Origin of the sequence: Sphingomonas sp. SUN039, assembly GCF_024758725.1 — a bacterium.
Lineage (GTDB): Bacteria > Pseudomonadota > Alphaproteobacteria > Sphingomonadales > Sphingomonadaceae > Sphingomonas_O.
In genome coordinates this window covers 1,512,434-1,531,775 of record NZ_CP096972.1, presented here as the reverse complement: position 1 = coordinate 1,531,775, position 19,342 = coordinate 1,512,434, and the positions used below count along the sequence as shown (strand labels likewise).

Below are 19,342 nucleotides of genomic sequence, written 5' to 3'. Positions count from 1 at the left end.
CGCTCAAAACACCGGATCGTGGATCCCGCATTCGGTCTTGTCCCACCCACGCCAGCGCCCTGCGCGCGGGTCTTCACCTGCCTGCACTTGCGATGTGCACGGCGCGCAGCCGATCGACGGATAGCCTTGCGCTTCGAGCGGGTGGCGGGGCAGTTTATGCTCTTCGAAATAGGCGTTGAGCCGTGCCTTGTCCCAGTCGGCGAGGGGATTGATCTTCAACCGTCCCTCGTCTTCCTCGAAGCGGGGCAGGGCATTGCGGGTCTTGCCCTGAAACCCCTTGCGGCCCGAAATCCAAGCATCGAACGGGGCGAGTGCGCGGCGCAAGGGCTCGACCTTGCGCAGGTCGCAGCAGCCGTCGGGGTCGTAGGACCAGCGCAGGCTCGTCGCGTCCTTCTGCGCGAGCAGATAGGGGTCGGGGCGATAGACGCGCATATCGGTGAAGCCTAGTCGCTCGGCGAGTTCGTCGCGATAGGCCAGAGTCTCGCCGAAAATCTTCTGCGTGTTGATGAAGATCAGTGGCACCGATTTGTCGATCTGCGACACCATGTGCAGCAGCACCGCACTTTCCGCGCCGAATGACGAGACCAAAGCGAGGTCGTCATAGGGCGGCTCGTCGAACAGACGGCGCAGCATTTCGGTCGTTTCGACGCCGTCGAACCGCGCGTTGATTTCGGCGGCGGACACGGGCGTGAATTTCGGCGCGATATCGATCAGATCGAGTTTGCGTAAGGGATTAGCCATGACGCAGCTTCCACACCGGGACGGCGTCATCGGCTGCGCGCTGATAGACATGGTCGTAACGCGCGATCACGGCTTCGGCGGCGGCGCGGTCGATGGCCTGCATCGGTGCGAAACTGTCGAATCCGCAGCGGCGCATCGGGGCGATCTGGTCGAGTAACACGTCGCCCTCGGCGCGGAGTTCGCCGGTATAGCCCGCCTCGCGCAGGACGCGGGCAGACGAGTAGCCGCGCCCGTCGCGGAACGACGGGAAAGCAACCTCAACCAGCGCGAGCTGCTCGAGATGTGGAATCAGCTCGCGCGCATCGTCACCAGTTTCGAGGCGCACCGCATTGGCATTCGACTGGCCCGCGAGGAAGGCGTCGAGCGTGACCGCGGGTTCGTCGTGTGCTTCGTCGTCGCGGAAGCGTAAGGGGTCACCCATAGATCGCCTCCTTGAAGGGTTCGAAGCCGACACGGCGGTAGGTGTCGAGGAAACGCTCGTCGCCTTCGCGCACGGTGAGGTATTTGCCGGTCACGCGTTCGACAGCATCGACGATGCCGTCTTCGTCGAAGCCGGGGCCGGTGATCTTGCCGATGCTGACGTCCTCCGCGCCCGAGCCGCCGAGCGAGAGCTGGTAATTCTCCACGCCTTTGCGGTCGACGCCGAGGATGCCGATGTGCCCGGCATGGTGATGGCCGCAGGCGTTGATGCAGCCACTGATCTTGAGCTTGAGCTCGCCCAGTTCACGCTGGCGACCGAGGTCGGCGAAGCGCGTCGCGATTTTTTGCGCGACCGGGATCGAGCGGGCGTTGGCGAGGCTGCAATAATCGAGGCCTGGGCAGGCGATGATGTCGCTGATCAGGTCGAGGTTGGCGTCGGCGAGTTCCGCTGCCGTCAGCGCCTGCCAAACCGCATAAAGGTCGCGCTTGGCGACATGCGGCAGGACGATGTTCTGGGCATGTGTCACACGCAGTTCGTCGAAGCTGTAGCGTTCCGCGAGGTCGGCCATCACGTCGATCTGGTCAGCGCTGGCATCGCCCGGAATGCCGCCGATGGGCTTCAGGCTAATGTTGACGATGGCATAGCCGGGCACCTTGTGCGCTTTCACATTCTGGTCGAGCCAGACGGCGAAGTCGGGGTCGCTGCGGTCGGGTTCGTCGCTCAGCGTCTCGAACGCGGGCGGCGCGAAGAACGCGCTGATGCGGTCGAACTCGGCCTTGGGTGGGTCGAGGTTCAGCGTCTTGACGTGAAGGAACTCCGCCTCGACCTGCCGGCGGTATTCGTCGGCACCGATTTCGTGGACGAGAATCTTGATCCGCGCCTTGTAGATATTGTCGCGCCGTCCGTAGCGGTTGTAGACGCGCAGGCACGCCTCGACATAGCTGAGCAGGTCGTCCGCAGTGACGAAGCTGCGGATTTCCGGCGCGATCATCGGGGTACGGCCCATGCCGCCGCCGACGAACACCCGGCCGCCGAGTTCGCCGTCTTTCTTCACCAGCTCGATGCCGATGTCGTGCAGGCGCATCGCGGCGCGGTCCTCGGCGCTGGCGATCACCGCAATCTTGAATTTGCGCGGCAGATAGCTGAATTCGGGATGGAAGGTGCTCCACTGGCGCAGCAGTTCGGCCCAGACGCGCGGGTCTGCAACCTCGTCGGCCGCGGCACCGGCATATTGGTCCGAACTGATGTTGCGGATGCAATTCCCCGAGGTCTGGATGGCGTGCATTTCGACGGTTGCCAGATCGGCGAGAATGTCGGGCGCGTCCTCCAGCTTGATCCAGTTGTACTGAATGTTCTGGCGCGTGGTGAAATGCCCGTAACCGCGGTCGTACTTGCGCGCGATGGTGCCCAGCATCCGCATCTGGCGGCTATCGAGCGTGCCATATGGGACCGCGACGCGCAGCATATACGCATGCAGCTGCAGGTAGAGGCCGTTCATAAGGCGCAGCGGCTTGAACTGGTCCTCGGTCAGGTCGCCCGCGATACGCCGCGCCACCTGGTCGCGGAATTCGGCGACGCGGGTGTCGACAATGGCCTGGTCGTAAGAGTCGTATTTATACATTCAGATCACCCATTCACCGGCGGCAGGGTCGGCAGGCTTCAGTGTCAGGTCGGGGCGCACAGTGGGGCCCAGGGCGCGAATGCGGTCCTTGATGTGGGCGGGGCGCGGCCCCTCGGGCGTGGCGACCGCCTCGATCAGGTACGAGGCGTTGACGCGGCGTGCGCCTTCCTCGGCGGACCGCACGGCCTCGCCATGGTCGCCGACGTCGGCGGCGTCTTCGACATGGCGCGACCAGCCATTGCCGGTCCACCAGGTGACATCGCCGGTTTTGAGGTCGTTGCCGGTGAGCAGTTTCATGAAAAAGCCTCCGCCTGCACAGCAAGCGTCTTCAAATGGTTCTCTGCGTCGGACAACAGCACGACTTCGCCGATCACGAGGATCGCCGGGCTGAGCACGTTCTCGCGTTCGACCAAATCGCCGAGGTCGGCGAGCAGGGTCCGCATTGCGCGGCTGCCGGGCAGCGTGCCGCGTTCGAGGACCGCGACCGCAATGCCGGGGTCGACGCCATCGGCCATCAGCTTGTCGGCAATCGCGCGCGCCGCCGTCACGCCCATATAGACGACCAGCGTCCGGCCATGGCCCGCAAGGCCCGCCCAATTCTGTTCGGCCAGGCCCTTGCAGGTCCCGGCAACAAAGCTGACCGCCGACGACCAGTCGCGGTGGGTGAGCGGCAGCATCGCCTCTGCCGCGCAACCGAGCGCTGCCGACACCCCAGGGATCACTTCGACGCGCAGACCCGCCGCGCGCACCGCCTCGACCTCTTCGCCGCCGCGCCCGAACACGAACGGGTCGCCGCCCTTCAACCGGACGACGATTGCACCGGTCTTCACATGCGCGACGATCAGCGCGTTGATCGCGTCCTGCGACAAGGTGTGGCGGTCGCGCTTTTTGGCGACCGAGATACGCTGGGCAGTGGCGGGCACATGCACGAACACGCGGTCGTCGACCAGCCCGTCATGGACGACGACATCGGCTGATTGCAGTGCTGCGACGGCCTTCAGGGTCAGCAGGTCGGGATCGCCCGGCCCTGCACCGACGAGGATGACGCGACCGCGTGCGTCGGGATCGAGGAGACTTGCCATGAGTTGCCCCTGCGCCCGAGTGTAACGCACCGCAACATAGCGATACTTGTTACGCGACCAGCGTCGCTTTCACCTCAGTCCTGCCGCAACCCGATGCCGATACTCGCCCGCGGGTTTTCCTCCTCGGTCGAAACCACCGGATAGGCGCAATAATCGGCGGCATAATAGGCCGAGGGGCGGTGGTTGCCCGACAGGCCGATCCCGCCGAAAGGCGCCGAAGACGAGGCACCGTTGGTCGGCTTGTTCCAGTTGACGATGCCGGCGCGGCTGTTGGCCCAGAACCGGTCGTACAGTTCGGGCGAGCCGCCGATCAGCGAGGCCGACAGGCCGAAGCGGGTGTTGTTCGCCTCGGCAAGCGCGGCATCGAAATCGGACACGCGGATCATCTGGAGCATCGGGCCGAACAGCTCGATATCGGGCCGGTCCCGGACGTCGGTCACATCGATGATCGAGGGCGACAGGAAGGGGCGGTTCTCGATGGGGCGTTCCATTTGCACCACCGGGCGGCCGCCCTTCATCAGCAGGGCGAGGAAACTTTCCTGCAGGCCGTCGGCGGCCTCGTTGTCGATCACCGGCCCCATGAACGGGGCGGGCGAGGAGTGCGGCTCGGCGACGATAAGCCGCGCGAGCAGCTTGCGGAGTTCCGCGATCAGCGGCTCGTGCGCGCCGTCCTTGACGATCAACCGCCGCGCCGCCGTGCAGCGCTGCCCCGCCGACAGGAATGCAGACTGTGCGACAAGAACCGCCGCAGTGTAGGCGTCGGGCGCATCCCAGACGATGATGGGATTGTTGCCGCCCATTTCCAGCGCGAGAATCTTGTTCGGCTTGTCGGCAAACTGGCGGTTGAGGATCAGTCCGGTGTTGGCGGAGCCTGTAAACAACAGGCCGTCGATGCCTTCGCTGGCGGCAAGCGCCTTGCCCTCGGCTGGGCCGCCGATGACGATCCGGACCAAAGCTCCGGGAATGCCCGCTGCGTGATAGCATTCGACCAGCTTGATCCCCGACAGCGGCGTTTTTTCGCTGGGTTTGAAGACGATAGCGTTTCCGGCAAGCAGGGCAGGCACGATATGGCCGTTCGCCAGATGCATGGGGAAATTATATGGCCCGAGGACCGCCAGCACCCCATGCGGTTTGTGACGAAGCGCCGTGCGCGTGCCCACCGCGCCGTCGATCCGGCGCTGGGCCGTCCGCTCGTTATAGGCAGAGATCGAGATATCGACCTTGGCGATGACCGACTCGATCTCGGCCTTGGCTTCCCACAACGGCTTTCCGGTTTCGCGCGAGATCGTGTCGGCAAGGTCTTCGGCGCGGCCGCGCACGACATTGACGAAACGGCGCAGCATTTCGACGCGGACCGCGAGCGGTCGTGCCGCCCATTCGGCCCATGCGCCGCGCGCCAACTCCACTTCGACTTCGACATCGCTCGCCGATCCGCGCCACAGGGTCGCGCCGGTTGCCGGTTCGGTCGAGATGATATCGGTGGCCATGAGATCGGTGGTCTTACCCGGCGTTCGTGGATTTATCGTTATCATGGCGTAAGCCATGTGCTGCGCCCATCCGGCGGATTTCGGTAACCTTAGTTTCGAGCGCGGTCCAGTCATCGCAATCGGCAATCTGCGCCCAGATGTCCTCGACTTCGTCGATGTGCATCGAGCAAGGCCCGGGTTGCGACCAATAGGGGTGGCCCGTGTCTGCAACCGGCGCAAAGGGTGCAACGGCCACCCGGAACGGTGCGAACTTATCACCCGCATAGGCGGGGCTTTCGCGCCGCAAATCGCCGCCGCGCCAGTCGAAGAAAAATTCGTCGAGCGGACATTGCGTGGCGACCAGCGCGGCTTCCATCGCCTGCACCAGCACGACGTTCGACCCATTGTCGATCGGCACGACGCCGAGCCGCCACAGCATCCGGTCGACAATGGCGTTGCGATAGGCGGGGCCGAACCTGTCGACGGCTTCCGCCAGCGCGTCGCTGTCGGCAATTTCGGCGAGCGCGATGGCGAGCTGTACCAAGTCCCAGTGGATCGCCTCGGCCTGTCGCCCGAAGGCATAGAGCCCGCTCGAATCGAAATAGGCAGCGGTAAACCCGGCATCGAAGGTCGGCGCAAACCGCCACGGGCCGTAGTCGAAACTCTCTCCGGTGATGTTGATATTGTCCGAATTGAGCACGCCATGGACAAAGCCTGCGGTCATGAAGGCGGCAGCCATGCGGGCGGTGCGTTCGGCGACCAAGCCGAGCAACCGGACGGGGCCGTCTCCGCCCATGTGTTCGTCGAAATAATGCTTCAGGCTATACGCGACGAGACGTTCGAGTTCGGCCCTTTGCCCCAGCGTCGCCAGCCGCTGGAAACTGCCGATGCGGATGTGGCCATGGTTGAGTCGGACGAGCACAGCGGAGCGTGTCGGCGAAGGTTCGTCGCCCCGGTGCAATTTCTCGCCGGTTTCGATCACCGAGAAAGTGCGCGAAGTGGGCACGCCCAGGGCTTCGAGCATTTCGGTGGCGAGGATTTCGCGCACCGCGCCTTTCAGGGTCAGCCGTCCGTCGCCGAACCGGCTATAGGGTGTGGTGCCTGACCCCTTGGTCCCGAAATCCATCAGTCGTCCGTTCAGGTCGCGACATTGCCCGAACAGGAAGCCGCGCCCGTCACCGATATCGGGATTGTAAACGCGGAACTGGTGACCATGGTAACGCAGCGCGAGCGGATGCGGCAGCGAACCGGGGAGGGGGACGAACCGCCCGAAATGCTCGATCCACGCCTCGTCGGTGAGGCCATCGAGTCCGACTTCCGTCGCCGCCCGGTCGTTGCGGAAGCGCAGCCGGGCTTCGGGGAAATCCGCCGCTTCGACAGGGTCGGCAATGAAGTCCGCAATCTCTTCGATCGCGCGGGCGGGTGTGAATGCTTGCGGTGTCGCGGCCATGCGGCGATATGGACGCAGGGGTCAGGAGCGGCAAGTCTTGGGTTTTACCGACGGTTACTGGTGGTCGAACGATGGCTTGCGCCTCCACTACCGCGATTATGCGGCAGGGCGGGGTGTCGATCCGGCGCGTCCTCCGATCCTGTGCCTGCCGGGGTTAACCCGCAACGCGCGCGATTTCGAGACCGTGGCGGCGCGGCTGTCGCACGACTGGCGGGTGATTGCCGTCGACCTGCGCGGGCGGGGCGAGAGCGCTTACGCCAAGGACGCGATGACCTATGTCCCGTTGACCTATGCCCAGGATGTCGAGCGGTTGCTGGCCGAACTGAAAATCGAGCGGTTCGTTTCGATCGGCACCTCGCTCGGCGGGATCGTGACAATGCTGCTGGCAGCAACGGGCAATGCGCGGATTGCGGGGGCGGTGCTGAACGATGTCGGGCCGGTGATCGAAGCGGCGGGGCTCGACCGGATCAGGGGCTATGTGGGGAAGGGCGGGGCCTATCCGACCTGGCTCCATGCGGCGCGCGGGATTGCCGAGACCAATGCGGGGGTGTTTCCGCGCTACGACCTGACCGACTGGCTGGCGATGGCCAAGCGCACGTCACGCCTGTCGGGCAACGGGCGGATCGTGCCCGATTACGACAAGAAGATTGCCGAGCCGTTCCGCCTGCCGGGCGGCGAGGCGGGGATCGACCTGTGGCCGGCGTTCGATGCGCTGGCCGATGTGCCGACGCTGATCGTGCGGGGCGCGCTGTCGGACCTGCTGGCCCCGGCAACGGTCGCACAGATGGTCGGGCGGCTGAAGGACGCGAAGACGGTCACTGTCGCCGATGTCGGCCATGCGCCGGTGCTCGACGAGACGGAGGCCGCTGCCGCCATCGACGCGCTGCTCGCCCGGATCGTCTGATGCCGGTCAATATATTGCACTGCCATTCGACGTTTTCGCTCGGCGGCAAGGAAGCTCGTGCAGTGGCGCTGATGAATGCGTTCGGCGATGCCGCACGGCATACCATCGTCAGTTCGGTGCCGGGTGCGCTCGATGCGCGCGCGTCGATTGCACCGGGAATCGACGCGCGCTTCCCCGACAATGTACCCTCGCTCACCGGACGGACTTCGGTCGCGCGCTATCGCGACATCGCCGAATATATGCGCGGGTTCGATCTGGTCCTGACCTATAACTGGGGCGCGATGGACGCGGTAATGGCGCGGCGGATGTTCGGCAAGGCGCTGCCCCCGCTGGTACATCACGAGGACGGGTTCAATGCCGACGAGGCCTTACGGCTGAAGCCCGAGCGTACCTTGATGCGGCGGCTGGCTTTTCCGGCGGCAAGCGCGGTGGCGGTGCCGTCGGGGACCCTGGAGGATATCGCGCTCAAGACGTGGAAACAGCCGCCGGCGCGCGTCCACCGTATCCCCAACGGCATCCGGACCGCGCGCTACGCAGTGAAGCCGAAACCCAATGCCATTCCGGGCCTTCGCAAAAAGGCGGGGGAGATCGTGATCGGCACCGTGGCGGGCCTGCGCCCGGTCAAGAACCTGCCGCGGCTGGTCGAGGCGGCACTGATGATCCCGGGGACCCGGCTGGTGATTGTCGGCGAGGGTCCGGAGAAGGACGCGATTGCCGCCAAGGCACGCGAGATGGGGGTGTTCCAGCGGCTGGTGATGCCCGGCTTCCTGCCTGAGCCTCATCGCTATATCGGCCTGTTCGATATTTTCGCGCTGTCGTCCGATAGCGAACAATTCCCGATTGCGCTGGTCGAGGCGATGGCGGCGGGGTTGCCGGTCGCGACCACGCATGTTGGCGATGTTGCGGTAATTCTGCCGCCCGAACAATTGCCGCTGGTCGCCGAATGCGACGAATATGCGCTGGCGGCGGCGCTGCGCCAGCTCGTCGCGGACAAGGCATTGCGCGCGCAACTTGGAGCAGCGAACCAGAAACTGGCGGCTTCCGCGTACGACGAGAAGGCCATGGTGGCGGCTTATGCCGCGCTTTACGACAACGCGCTCGGCAACGGCGTGCATTTTGCGTCCGGCACCCTATAACGCCCGTATCTTAGGGAATGGAGACTAGCGGCTTGTTTAAGGGTATATCGCCGATCGTGTATCGGGGCCGTGAAGTCTGGCCGCTGATCGAGGGCGGCAAAGGTGTAGCCGCCACCAATCACGCCAGCGCAGGTGCCTGGGCGGCGGCGGGCGGGATCGGCACGGTCAGCGCGGTCAACGCCGACAGCTATGACCCGACCGGCAAGATCATTCCGCAGGTCTATGCTGCACGAACCCGCACGGAACGACATCAGGAGCTGATCGCCTATGCCATCGAAGGCGCGGTCGAACAGGTGAAGCGCGCCTATGATATCGCCGGAGGCAAGGGCGCGATCAACATCAACGTGCTGTGGGAAATGGGCGGCGCGCAGACGATTTTGCACGGCGTGCTCGAACGGACGAAGGGGCTGGTCGCGGGCGTCACCTGCGGTGCCGGGATGCCCTACAAGCTGAGCGAGATCAGCGCGTCCTATGGTGTCAGCTATCTGCCGATCATCAGTTCGGCGCGCGCCTTTCGCGCGCTGTGGAAGCGGGCCTATTCGAAGGCGGCGGATTATCTGTCGGCGGTCGTGTACGAAGACCCGTGGCTCGCGGGCGGGCACAACGGCCTGTCCAATGCCGAAGACCCGCGCGTGCCCGAGCCGCCGTATCCGCGCGTAAAGGCGCTGCGCGAGACGATGCGCGAGGGCGGCATTCCCGATTCAACCCCGATCGTCATGGCCGGTGGCGTCTGGCATTTGCGCGACTGGGCGGACTGGATCGACAATCCGGAACTGGGAAGCATTGCGTTCCAGTTCGGCACGCGACCGCTGCTAACGCAGGAAAGCCCGATCCCGCAGGGGTGGAAGGACGCGCTGATGACGCTGGAGGATGGCGATATCCTCCTGCATAAATTCTCGCCGACCGGCTTTTATTCGTCGGCGATCCGCAACCCGTTCCTCCGCAATCTGGAAGCGCGCAGCGAACGCCAGATCGCGTTTTCGGGCGAACAGGCGGGCGACCATACCCACCAGCTCGACGTGGGCGTGAAGGGCAAGAATTTCTGGGTGACGCGCGGCGACCTGATGCGCGCGCGCGAATGGTACGGTTTGGGCTATACCGATGCGCTCAAGACGCCCGACAACACGCTGGTGTTCGTGACGCCGGCCGAGAAAGCGACGATCCGCAAGGATCAGGCCGACTGCATGGGCTGCCTGTCGCATTGCGGCTTTTCCGCGTGGAAGGACCATGACGACTGGTCGACCGGCTACCTCGCCGATCCGCGCAGCTTCTGTATTCAAAAGACCTTACAGGATGTCGTCCATGGCGGACCGCTCGACGAGAACTTGGTATTCGCCGGGCACGGCGCGTTCAATTTCAAACGCGACCCGTTCTACTCGAACGGATTCGTGCCGACGGTGAAGCAGCTGGTCGACCGGATCAGGACGGGCGACTGACTTTCGCGAGCCGGATGGGCGCGACCGTTGAGACCAGCAGCGCGGCGATCACGGTTGCGACGGCCGTCCACAGCATCACTGCCAGCACGGCGATCCCCTGTGCCGCGAGCTGGGCAACCAGCCCGCTGCCTTCGTCGAATCCGGGCCCGCCGAGGACCGGCAGGAGGAACACTGGCAACAGGACCGCCCCGACCAATGCCGGTGCACCGTGGATCGAGAAGGCAGCAGCGGTGCTGCCGAGCTTTGCCCGGCTGACCAGCATGCCCGCCAGCGTCGCTGCCACTGCGCCGAGCGCGCCCAGTGCCATCGCGCCCCCGGCACCGACCAGCCCCGCACCCGCCGTTACCGCCGCCAGACCCGTCACCGCATTATTGGCGACGCCGTAAACCGACACACGCCCATGCGTGAAGCGTTCGACCGCCATGCCGGTAACGACGGCAGCGCTGGCCGCGAGATGTCCGTTGATAATTGCGGTCGCGGCGTCATCGCTGCCGCCCAGCGCCGCCGCCCCCATCAGTGCCAGGAACCCCACCCACAGCAGCGCCGCGCCGGTCACCGCAAGGCGCGAATCGTGCTGGATTTCGGTCGACGACGGCGCGCGCATCAGGAATGCCACCGCCAGCGCGGCCACGCCTCCCGCAATCTGGACGGGTAGCGCGCCCGCATAGTCGATGACGCCAAGGTCGCCGAGCCACCCCGCCCACACCCAGCGGGCCACCGGCACATAAACGATCAGCATCCAGATGCCTGCAAAGGGTATCAGCCATGCCGGACGCGCATTCTCACCGAGCGACGCACACAATATGCCGACTGCGAACAGCGCAAGCATCGTTTCGAACACGACATAGACCGGTTCGGAGATTGTCAGCCCGTCGACCAGTTCGGACAAATTGCCGAGCATCGCATTGCCCGCGCCACCCAGATATGGGCTGCCGTCGCCGAAGGCGATGCTATAGCCGATGACGGCGAACAGCAGCGACGCAACCGCTACCCCGCCGAACAGGGCGAACCCCGTCGGCCCGGCGCGGCCCCGACCGTAAAACATCGCGAGACCCGGCAGAATGGCAATCAGACCGAGGATCGATGCCGCCAACACCCAGGCACTGTCGCCGCTGTCGGCAACAACGACCGGCTGTGCGAACGCCGGTGTGGTCACCAGCGCCGCAACCACCGCAGCAATCGAACCGGATATCCGCATCGTCCCCAACTCCCGTGGCTCTCCGGTGGTTGCTAGGCGGTTCGGGTTAAGGCTTCAACAAAACGGTGCCGCACTTGTCGTAGCGCTATGGATTTGGCAGGTCGCACGCATCGTGGATGGTGAGGAGAGAACCGCCGTGCGAACCCGATTGCTTGCCTTACTTGCTGCGACGGCGCTCGCGGCGAGCGCATCTCCGGCGCTTGCGGCGAAGAAAATGCCGTACTGGGCCTCGCTCAACGCTGGCGAAGTGATGATGCGGAAAGGGCCGGGGCGTAATTTTCCTGCCGATTGGCTTTACAAGCGCAAGGGGCTGCCCGTGAAGGTGGTCAAGGCGTACAAGGCCGAACATGCCGAATGGCGGCGCATCCAGGATCCCGATGGCGCTGAAGGGTGGGTGCAGGCCAATTTGCTGAGCGACAAGCGCAGCGCGCTGGTCGTCGGCGATGTCAGGCCGTTGCGTGAGAAGCCCTCTGCCGATGCCGCAATCGTCTGGCGTGCCGAGCCGGGCGTGGTCGGCGCGGTCAGCCAGTGCGGCAAGGGCTGGTGCCTGTTCGACGTCCACGGCCGCGCAGGCTATATCGAGATCGCGCAACTGTTCGGCGTGGCAGCGGACGAAAAGCTGCCGTGATCTGCCGGAAATGATTTGGCTGTGGCCCGCGCTTGGCGCAGGGGCGGGCCTGATTGCGGGAAGTTTTCTGGCGACGCTGGTCGTGCGCTGGCCGATGGGCGCGGGGCTTGGCGGACGGTCGATGTGCGATTCCTGCCATGTGCCGCTGGGTGCACGCGATCTGGTACCGCTGGTGTCGTTCGCGCTGGCCAAGGGGCGGTGCCGGACCTGTGGTGATCCAATCGATCCGGTACATCCGATTGTCGAGGGATTGTGCACAGCGGTCGGGTTCGTTGCCCTTGCCGTGTCGCCCGACGCGGCTGGAGCGACTGCGATGTTCATCGGCTGGCTGCTCGTCGCGCTCGCGGCGCTAGATGTTCGTGAATTCTGGCTCCCCGATGTGCTGACGGCGGCGCTCGGCATGGTGGCGGTGCTGTCCTCGTGGGTGGTCGATCCGCCGGGAATTACCGACCGCGTCATCGGCGGCGCGGTGGCATTCGTCAGCCTGTGGCTTATCGCGACGCTTTATCGTCGGCTGCGCGGTCGCGAAGGGCTTGGCGGTGGCGACCCGAAATTGTTCGGCGCCGTCGGGCTGTGGCTCGGCTGGCAGCCGCTGCCGTTCGTCCTCTTGGGTGCCAGTGCGATAGGGCTGATTGCCGTTCTCGCGATGATGCTGCGCGGAAGGGCAGTGAGTGCGACGACGCGCCTGCCGTTCGGGACGCTGCTGGCGGTGGCGGCGTTTCCGGTTTGGCTGATTATGCGCTGAGCGCCGCTGCTGCCGCCGCTCGCCGCCGGATTTCTGCCGTATCGGGTGCGCCCTTGGGTACGATCCAGCTCCCCCCGACGCACAACACGGCTTCCTCGGCCAGCCACTCGGGCGCGGTCGCTTCGGTAATTCCGCCCGTCGGGCAAAAACGCACATTGCCGAACGGTGCCGCGAGCGCCTTGAGCGCAGGCAGGCCGCCGCTTGCGGTCGCCGGAAAGAACTTGAACCGGTTCAGCCCCAGATCGAGACCTCGCATCAGGTCGCTGGCGTTGGCTGTGCCGGGCAGGAACGGAATGCCGCTGGCAATCGCCGCGCGGGCGAGCGGATCGGTCAGACCGGGGCTGACGATGAATTTCGCGCCCGCATTCAGCGACGCATCCAAATCGGCAGCGTTGAGAACTGTGCCCGCGCCGACGATAGCGCCGTCAACCTTGGCCATCTCCGCGATCACATCGAGCGCGACGGGGGTTCGCAGAGTCACTTCGAGTACCCGCAAGCCGCCTGCCACCAAGGCCTCGGCAATCGGCGCGGCGTGCGCGATGTCGTCGATCACCAGCACTGGAATGACCGGTGCGGTCCGCATGATCGCTTCGATATTCATGACGTGTGCTCCCGGGCAAAGGCGGCGGCGGCACCCAACAGGCCGGGCTGCGGATGGGTAATGAGTTTCACGGGCACCGAACGCATCAGCGTTTCGAACCGGCCCTTGGCGGCGAAGCGTTCGGCAAAGCCCGAACGCGGCAGATGGTCCTTCAGGCGCAGCCCGACACCTCCCGCGATGACGACCGCCGTCGGACCGTTGATGAGCGCGCAATCGCCCGCAACTGCGCCGAGGGTGAGGCAGAAACGGTCGAGCGCGGCGGCGGCGAGGCTCTCGCTGCCGTCGAGCGCGGCTTGCCAGAGTTGCTTGTCGTCGCGTTCGGGAATGGCGCGACCCTCGAGTCGGGCGAGCACCGCATGGATCGCGGCAAGCCCCGGCCCCGACACCACGCGCTCGACCGACACCCGCCTGAAGGTCTTGCGGAGATCGGCGAGCACCGCATCCTCGATGGCGTCGAGCGGCGCGAAATCGACATGCCCGCCTTCGCAGGCAATGACGTGATAGGCCGCGCCGTCACGGAACAACTGGCCGACGCCGAGCCCCGTCCCCGGCCCCACGATGCTGACGATCCCACGGTCGGGCAGGGCAACGTCGGGGCCGCAAATATGATGCAAATCGTCGGCGCCGACCTGTGCCACGGCATGGCCGACAGCTTCGAAATCGTTGACCAGCACATGCGCGTCGACGCCGAGCTTTTCGGGGATCAGCGAAGGGCGGATGATCCATGGGTTGTTGGTGAGTTGCAGCACCTCGCCCTTGATCGGGCAGGCGATGGCAATGGCAGCCGCGCGGGGCAGGGGAGCAGGCTGCCCCGCCGCGAAGGCTTCCCAGGCAGTTTGAAAACTGGCGTGCTCGGCGGTCTTGAGCGTGACGGGTTCACCGAGCGCCTGAACGCGACCGCCCGCGACTTCGGCGAGCGCAAAGCGGGCGTGCGTCCCGCCGATATCGACGGCGACAACCTGTGTCACAGCCCAGCACCCGCCAGCATGGCCGACGCGCCGCGCTCGGCATCGTCGGCACCGTGGCGCATGAAGGCGAACAACTCGCGGCCCGTGCCGTCGGCGGCGGGCGGGGTCGGCGCGGGCTGGCGTGACGACAGGTCTGCCGTCGTCGAGAGCGCGCCCGTCACCGCACAGACGCGCACCACATCGCCATCGACCAGCTTGGCGAGTGCACCGCCGAGCGCAGCCTCTTGGGTGACATGGATCGCGGCGGGCACCTTGCCGCTCGCGCCCGACATACGGCCGTCGGTGACGAGGGCGACGCGATACCCCTTGTCCTGAAGCACCCCCAACGCCGGCGTCAGCTTGTGCAGTTCGGGCATGCCGTTGGCGTGCGGCCCTTGGAAACGCACCACGACGACGACATCGCGGTCGAGTTCGCCCGCCTTGAACGCGCGCAGCACATCGTCCTGCCGGTCGAACACCGCACACGGTGCCTCGATGGTCCAGCGTTCGGGCTGGACCGCACTGGTCTTGATGACGGCGCGACCGAGATTGCCCTGCAACAGCCGCATCCCGCCATCGGGCAGGAAGGGATCGGCAACCGGCGACAACATCGCCGGATCGCGGGGCGATGCGGGGGCGGGCGTCCACATCAGCGCCTCGTCCACCAGCACCGGTTCGACCGCGTAATCGGCCAGCGAGCCGCGCGCGACCGTCATGACGTCATCGTGCAGCAGTCCCGCACCGATCAGCTCGCCGATAACATAACCCATGCCGCCCGCTTGGTGGAAATCGTTCACATCGCCCGACCCGTTCGGGTAAACGCGCGCGATCAGCGGCACGGCGGCGGACAATTCGTCGAAATCTTGCCAGTCGATCACGATCCCCGCCGCACGCGCCATCGCGGGCAGATGGATGGCGTGGTTGGTCGATCCGCCGGTGGCGAGCAGGCCGACGATGGCGTTGACGATGGCTTTCTCGTCGACGACCCGCCCGAGGGGGCGGTAATCATCGCTGTCCCAGCCGATATCGGCGACGCGGTGGGTCGCGGCGCGGGTGAGTTCGCTGCGGAGCTTCGTGCCCGGATTGACGAAGGCAGCAGCGGGCATGTGGAGGCCCATGACCTCCATCATCATCTGGTTCGAATTTGCGGTCCCATAGAAGGTGCAGGTGCCTGCGTCGTGGTAACTCGCACTTTCGGCTTCGAGCAGTTCGGCCGTGCCGATTTTCCCTTCCGCGAACAGCTGCCGGACGCGCACCTTTTCCTTGTTGGCGAGACCCGAGGGCATCGGGCCTGCAGGCACGAAGATCATCGGCAGATGGCCGAAGCGCAGCGCACCGATCAGCAGGCCGGGCACGATCTTGTCGCAAATGCCGAGAAGCAGTGCGCCTTCGAACATCGCATGGCTGAGCGCGACCGCCGTCGACAAAGCGATCACGTCGCGGCTGAACAGCGACAGGTCCATGCCCGCCTGTCCCTGCGTCACGCCGTCGCACATCGCGGGAACACCGCCTGCGACCTGCGCCGTCGCGCCGACTTCGCGGGCGTAGAGCTTGATCGCTTCCGGATAGCGCCCGTACGGCTGGTGCGCCGACAGCATGTCGTTGAACGCGGTGACGATGCCGATGTTCATCGCCTTGCCGCGCTTGATCGTGTCCTTGTCCTCGCCCGATGCGGCAAAGCCGTGGGCGAGATTGCCGCAAGCAAGGTTGTGGCGGTTGGTCCCGCTGTCGCGCTGCCGTTCGATCAGGTCGAGATAGGCGGCCCGCGTCTGTGCCGACCGCTCGACGATGCGCGCGGTGACCGCCTCAAGCACGGGATGCATCACTGCGCGCCCTCGTGCCAGCTTGCGCCGTCGCGTTCGATCATACCCATCGACGCCGACGGCCCCCAAGTGCCCGCCGTATAGGGCTTCACGATGACCCCCGCCGACGTCCACGCGTCATGGATCGAATCGACCCAGGTCCAAGCCGCCTCGATCTCGTCGGCACGCACGAACAGGGTGGTGTCGCCCTCCATCAGGTCGAGCAGCAGCCGTTCGTAGGCGATGCGTCGCCGCTGTCCGGCAAAAGCCGCGGTCAGCGACACGTCGAGCTCGACCTCGCGCAAGGCGACCCCGCCCCGGTCGAGGCCTGGCTCCTTGGTCATGATCGACAGGGACATGCCCTCGTTCGGCTGCAAACGGATCAGCAGGCAGTTCGCCTCCAGCCCCGGCCCGCGTCCGCTGAAGATCGAATGCGGGACGGGTTTGAACTGGATCAGGATTTCGGAATGCCGCATCGGCAGGCGCTTGCCGGTGCGGAGATAGAAGGGAACGCCTTTCCACCGCCAGTTGTCGAGATGCGCCTTGACCGCGACGAAGGTCTCGGTGTCCGACGCTTTGCCGAGTTCGTCGGCATAGCCCGCGACGGGCTTTCCATCGACTGCACCCGAGCGGTACTGACCCTTGACGCTGTGGGTGTTTGCAGTCGCCGCGTCGAGCGGTCGCAGCGACCGTAGGACCTTCACTTTTTCGTCACGGACGGCGGTGGCGGTATAGCTAGCAGGCGGCTCCATCGCCACCAGCGCCAGCAATTGCAGCATGTGATTCTGCACCATGTCGCTGAGCGAGCCAACGCCGTCGTAGTAAGAGACGCGGCCTTCGAGACCCACGGTTTCGGCAACCGTAATCTGGACGTGTTCGATACCCTGCGAATTCCACAGCGGCTCGAACAACATATTGCCGAAGCGCAGGACGAGCAGGTTCTGCACCGTCTCCTTGCCAAGATAATGATCGACGCGGAACACCTGATCTTCGTCGAACCCGTGCGCCACCGCCGCATTGACCTCGCGCGAGGAGGGCAGATCGTGGCCGATGGGCTTTTCCATGGCGACGCGGGTTGCAGGACCGGTCAGTCCGACGGCCTTCAAACCAGCAACGACCGGGGCGAACAGCGACGGCGGGGTGGAGAGGTAGAAGGCGACTCCGGCCCCTTTGGCAGGGCCGATTTTGGCGGCGAGACACTCGAAATCGGCGGGCGTATCGACATCGACCGTGCAATAGCCGAGCCGGTCGAGGAAGCGCGCTTTCACCGTGGCGTCGAGCTGCCCCTCAGGCAAATGGCTGTCGAGCGCTGCCGCCACCTGATCGCGGAATGCCGCGTCATCGAGCTTCGATCGTGCCGCGCCGTGGATACGCACTTCGGTACCCAGCAACCCGTCGGCGTCGAGATTGTACAGCGAGGGAAACAGCATCCGCTGCGCCAGATCGCCGGTTGCCCCGAAAATGACGATTGTCGCAAACGATTGCAGCAACTCAAAACTCCCGATTTCCCTTACAGTTCCCATAGCGCACGCGAACCGTTCCGCAAGGCGGCGGGAACCGGTTGCGAATTGCGACGAAAGAGCACATTCGTATTCATCGAATAATAGTAGGAGAGCGACGTGGCCGATATGGATACAGGCTTGTCGGGCGAGGCCGCGACGCTGGCGCGCCTCGCATCGGTGCGCGCGGCGCAGCGCGCAGCCTTCGATGCCGAATTGCCCGTCTCCGCCGATGTGCGCCGCGACCGGCTGAAACGCTGCATATCGATGATGCAGGCGCATGGCGACGATTTTGCTAGGGCGATGTCGGAGGACTTCGGCCACCGCAGCCACGACCAGTCGATGCTGACCGATATTGCCGCGTCGATCACGCCCGCGAAACAGGCACTGAAGAACCTTGATAAATGGATGCGCGCCGAACGCCGCAGCGTGCAGTTTCCGCTCGGCCTGCTCGGGGCGAGTGCGCGGGTCGAGTACCAGCCGAAGGGCGTGATCGGCGTCATCTCGCCGTGGAATTTTCCGGTACAGCTGACGATGGCCCCGCTCGCGGGCATTTTTGCGGCGGGCAACCGCGCGATGGTCAAGTCGTCTGAATTTACGCCGGTGACAGCGGCGCTGTTCGAGGAAGTCGGTGCGAAGTTTTTTGCCGAGAACGAGCTGGCGTTCTTCAGTGGCGGGCCGGACGTCGGGCAGGCCTTTGCGAAACTGCCCTTCGATCATCTGATCTTCACCGGGGCGACGGGCGTGGGGCGGCACATCCTCCACGCCGCTGCCGACAATCTGACGCCGGTGACGCTCGAACTCGGCGGCAAGTCGCCGGTCATTATCGGCAAATCGGCGGACATGAAGCAGGCGGCCGAACGCATCGCCATCGGCAAGATGATGAATGCGGGGCAGATCTGCCTTGCCCCCGATTATCTGCTGGTGCCGCAAGACCGCGAGGCGGAGCTCGTCGGCGAGCTGACCAAAGCCGTGTCGATGATGTACCCGACGTTGCTCGATAACGACGACTACACCTCGGTCGTGAACGCGCGCCACCGCGACCGGCTGCGCGGCTATCTCGACGATGCCCGCGCCAAGGGCGGCGAGGTGATCGAGGTCAATCCGGCGAACGAGGATTTCGCCGCGTCGAACGGCAACAAGATGCCGCTCTATCTGGTCCGCAACCCCACCGACGACATGAAAGTGATGCAGGAGGAAATCTTCGGGCCGGTGCTGCCGATCAAGGGTGTCGCCAGCACCGATGCGGCAGTCGCCTATGTCAACGCGCACGACCGCCCGCTCGGGCTCTATTATTTCGGGAAAGACAGCGGCGAAGAGGCCCGCGTGCTCGAACGCACGATTTCGGGCGGTGTCACCGTCAACGACGTGATCTTCCATGTCAGCATGGAAGACCTGCCGTTCGGCGGGGTCGGACCGTCGGGCATGGGCAGCTACCATGGGCATGACGGGTTCAAGACGTTCAGTCATGCCAAGAGCATCTACCGCCAGCCCAAAATCGACGTCGCAAAACTTGCCGGGCTCAAACCGCCCTATGGCAAGGCGACACGCAGGACCGTGGCGCGCGAGATGAATCCATAATTGGTCACCGGACCAAACAAAATCGACGTTTCGCTAACCATTTTTTCGCAACCTGCGGGTTAGTGCGCTCGGGCATAGGAAAGC

At 65.0% G+C, this 19,342-nt stretch carries 18 protein-coding genes; 6 read left to right on the top strand and 12 right to left on the bottom strand.

What is annotated here, in order from left to right; genetic code table 11:
- Nucleotides 1-3: 3 nt before the first annotated feature.
- From M0209_RS07420 to M0209_RS07390, 7 genes are all read right to left on the bottom strand, one after another.
- The gene (locus M0209_RS07420) at nt 4-741 is read right to left on the bottom strand and encodes a phosphoadenylyl-sulfate reductase (RefSeq protein ID WP_258887646.1); all 738 of its coding nucleotides are present in this window, start codon (nt 739-741) and stop codon (nt 4-6) included.
- Nucleotides 734-1,162, bottom strand: a complete 429-nt coding sequence (locus M0209_RS07415) for a DUF934 domain-containing protein (protein WP_258887645.1) — start codon at nt 1,160-1,162, stop codon at nt 734-736. Before M0209_RS07415 ends, M0209_RS07420 begins: the two co-directional genes overlap by 8 nt.
- Nucleotides 1,155-2,783, bottom strand: a complete 1,629-nt coding sequence (locus M0209_RS07410) for a nitrite/sulfite reductase (RefSeq protein WP_258887644.1) — start codon at nt 2,781-2,783, stop codon at nt 1,155-1,157. The genes M0209_RS07415 and M0209_RS07410 overlap by 8 nt, the downstream gene beginning before the upstream one ends.
- Nucleotides 2,784-3,080, bottom strand: coding sequence for a DUF2849 domain-containing protein (locus tag M0209_RS07405; RefSeq protein ID WP_258887643.1), 297 nt, complete (start codon nt 3,078-3,080; stop codon nt 2,784-2,786).
- A complete protein-coding gene (gene cobA, locus M0209_RS07400) occupies nt 3,077-3,865 on the bottom strand; it encodes a uroporphyrinogen-III C-methyltransferase (RefSeq protein WP_258887642.1) in 789 nt (262 codons plus the stop codon). The genes M0209_RS07405 and cobA overlap by 4 nt, the downstream gene beginning before the upstream one ends.
- 74 nt (nt 3,866-3,939) lie before the next feature.
- Nucleotides 3,940-5,352 carry a succinylglutamate-semialdehyde dehydrogenase gene (gene astD, locus M0209_RS07395; RefSeq protein ID WP_258887641.1) on the bottom strand — a complete coding sequence of 471 codons (1,413 nt, stop codon included), beginning with the start codon at nt 5,350-5,352 and terminating at the stop codon, nt 3,940-3,942.
- A 13-nt stretch (nt 5,353-5,365) separates the two neighbouring features.
- Entirely contained in the window at nt 5,366-6,781 is a 1,416-nt protein-coding gene (locus M0209_RS07390) for a protein adenylyltransferase SelO family protein (protein ID WP_258887640.1), read from the bottom strand.
- Nucleotides 6,782-6,818: 37 nt separating this feature from the next.
- Here M0209_RS07390 and M0209_RS07385 point away from each other — a divergent pair, with 37 nt between their 5' ends.
- Genes M0209_RS07385 through M0209_RS07375 form a run of 3 tightly spaced genes read left to right on the top strand, consistent with a single transcriptional unit; the run spans nt 6,819 to nt 10,257 of the window.
- Nucleotides 6,819-7,685: an alpha/beta fold hydrolase gene (locus M0209_RS07385; RefSeq protein WP_408988188.1), complete on the top strand. Its 867-nt coding sequence runs from the start codon at nt 6,819-6,821 to the stop codon at nt 7,683-7,685.
- A complete protein-coding gene (locus M0209_RS07380) occupies nt 7,685-8,821 on the top strand; it encodes a glycosyltransferase family 4 protein (protein ID WP_258887638.1) in 1,137 nt (378 codons plus the stop codon). The genes M0209_RS07385 and M0209_RS07380 overlap by 1 nt, the downstream gene beginning before the upstream one ends.
- Nucleotides 8,822-8,853: 32 nt before the next feature.
- A complete protein-coding gene (locus tag M0209_RS07375; protein WP_258887637.1) occupies nt 8,854-10,257 on the top strand; it encodes a nitronate monooxygenase family protein in 1,404 nt (467 codons plus the stop codon).
- Here M0209_RS07375 and M0209_RS07370 read toward each other — a convergent pair.
- A complete protein-coding gene (locus M0209_RS07370; protein ID WP_258887636.1) occupies nt 10,241-11,455 on the bottom strand; it encodes an ammonium transporter in 1,215 nt (404 codons plus the stop codon). The genes M0209_RS07375 and M0209_RS07370 overlap by 17 nt on opposite strands.
- Before the next feature lie 136 nt (nt 11,456-11,591).
- On the opposite strand from M0209_RS07370, the gene M0209_RS07365 reads away from it, so the two are divergent.
- On the top strand, nt 11,592-12,083 hold the full coding sequence (locus M0209_RS07365) for an SH3 domain-containing protein (protein ID WP_258887635.1): 492 nt from the start codon (nt 11,592-11,594) through the stop codon (nt 12,081-12,083).
- 10 nt (nt 12,084-12,093) lie between these two features.
- Complete coding sequence (locus M0209_RS07360; RefSeq protein WP_258887634.1) at nt 12,094-12,828, top strand: A24 family peptidase; 735 nt, start codon at nt 12,094-12,096, stop codon at nt 12,826-12,828.
- Here M0209_RS07360 and eda read toward each other — a convergent pair.
- From eda to zwf, 4 genes are read right to left on the bottom strand one after another with little or no spacing between them, the layout of a single operon-like run.
- Entirely contained in the window at nt 12,818-13,429 is a 612-nt protein-coding gene (eda, locus tag M0209_RS07355) for a bifunctional 4-hydroxy-2-oxoglutarate aldolase/2-dehydro-3-deoxy-phosphogluconate aldolase (RefSeq protein ID WP_258887633.1), read from the bottom strand. The genes M0209_RS07360 and eda overlap by 11 nt on opposite strands.
- Nucleotides 13,426-14,397 carry a glucokinase gene (gene glk, locus M0209_RS07350; RefSeq protein ID WP_258887632.1) on the bottom strand — a complete coding sequence of 324 codons (972 nt, stop codon included), beginning with the start codon at nt 14,395-14,397 and terminating at the stop codon, nt 13,426-13,428. Before glk ends, eda begins: the two co-directional genes overlap by 4 nt.
- Complete coding sequence (gene edd, locus M0209_RS07345) at nt 14,394-16,199, bottom strand: phosphogluconate dehydratase (protein ID WP_258887631.1); 1,806 nt, start codon at nt 16,197-16,199, stop codon at nt 14,394-14,396. The genes glk and edd overlap by 4 nt, the downstream gene beginning before the upstream one ends.
- Nucleotides 16,199-17,701, bottom strand: coding sequence for a glucose-6-phosphate dehydrogenase (zwf, locus tag M0209_RS07340; protein WP_258887630.1), 1,503 nt, complete (start codon nt 17,699-17,701; stop codon nt 16,199-16,201). The genes edd and zwf overlap by 1 nt, the downstream gene beginning before the upstream one ends.
- Before the next feature lie 105 nt (nt 17,702-17,806).
- On the opposite strand from zwf, the gene M0209_RS07335 reads away from it, so the two are divergent.
- Entirely contained in the window at nt 17,807-19,258 is a 1,452-nt protein-coding gene (locus M0209_RS07335; protein ID WP_258889590.1) for a coniferyl aldehyde dehydrogenase, read from the top strand.
- Nucleotides 19,259-19,342 lie beyond the last annotated feature (84 nt).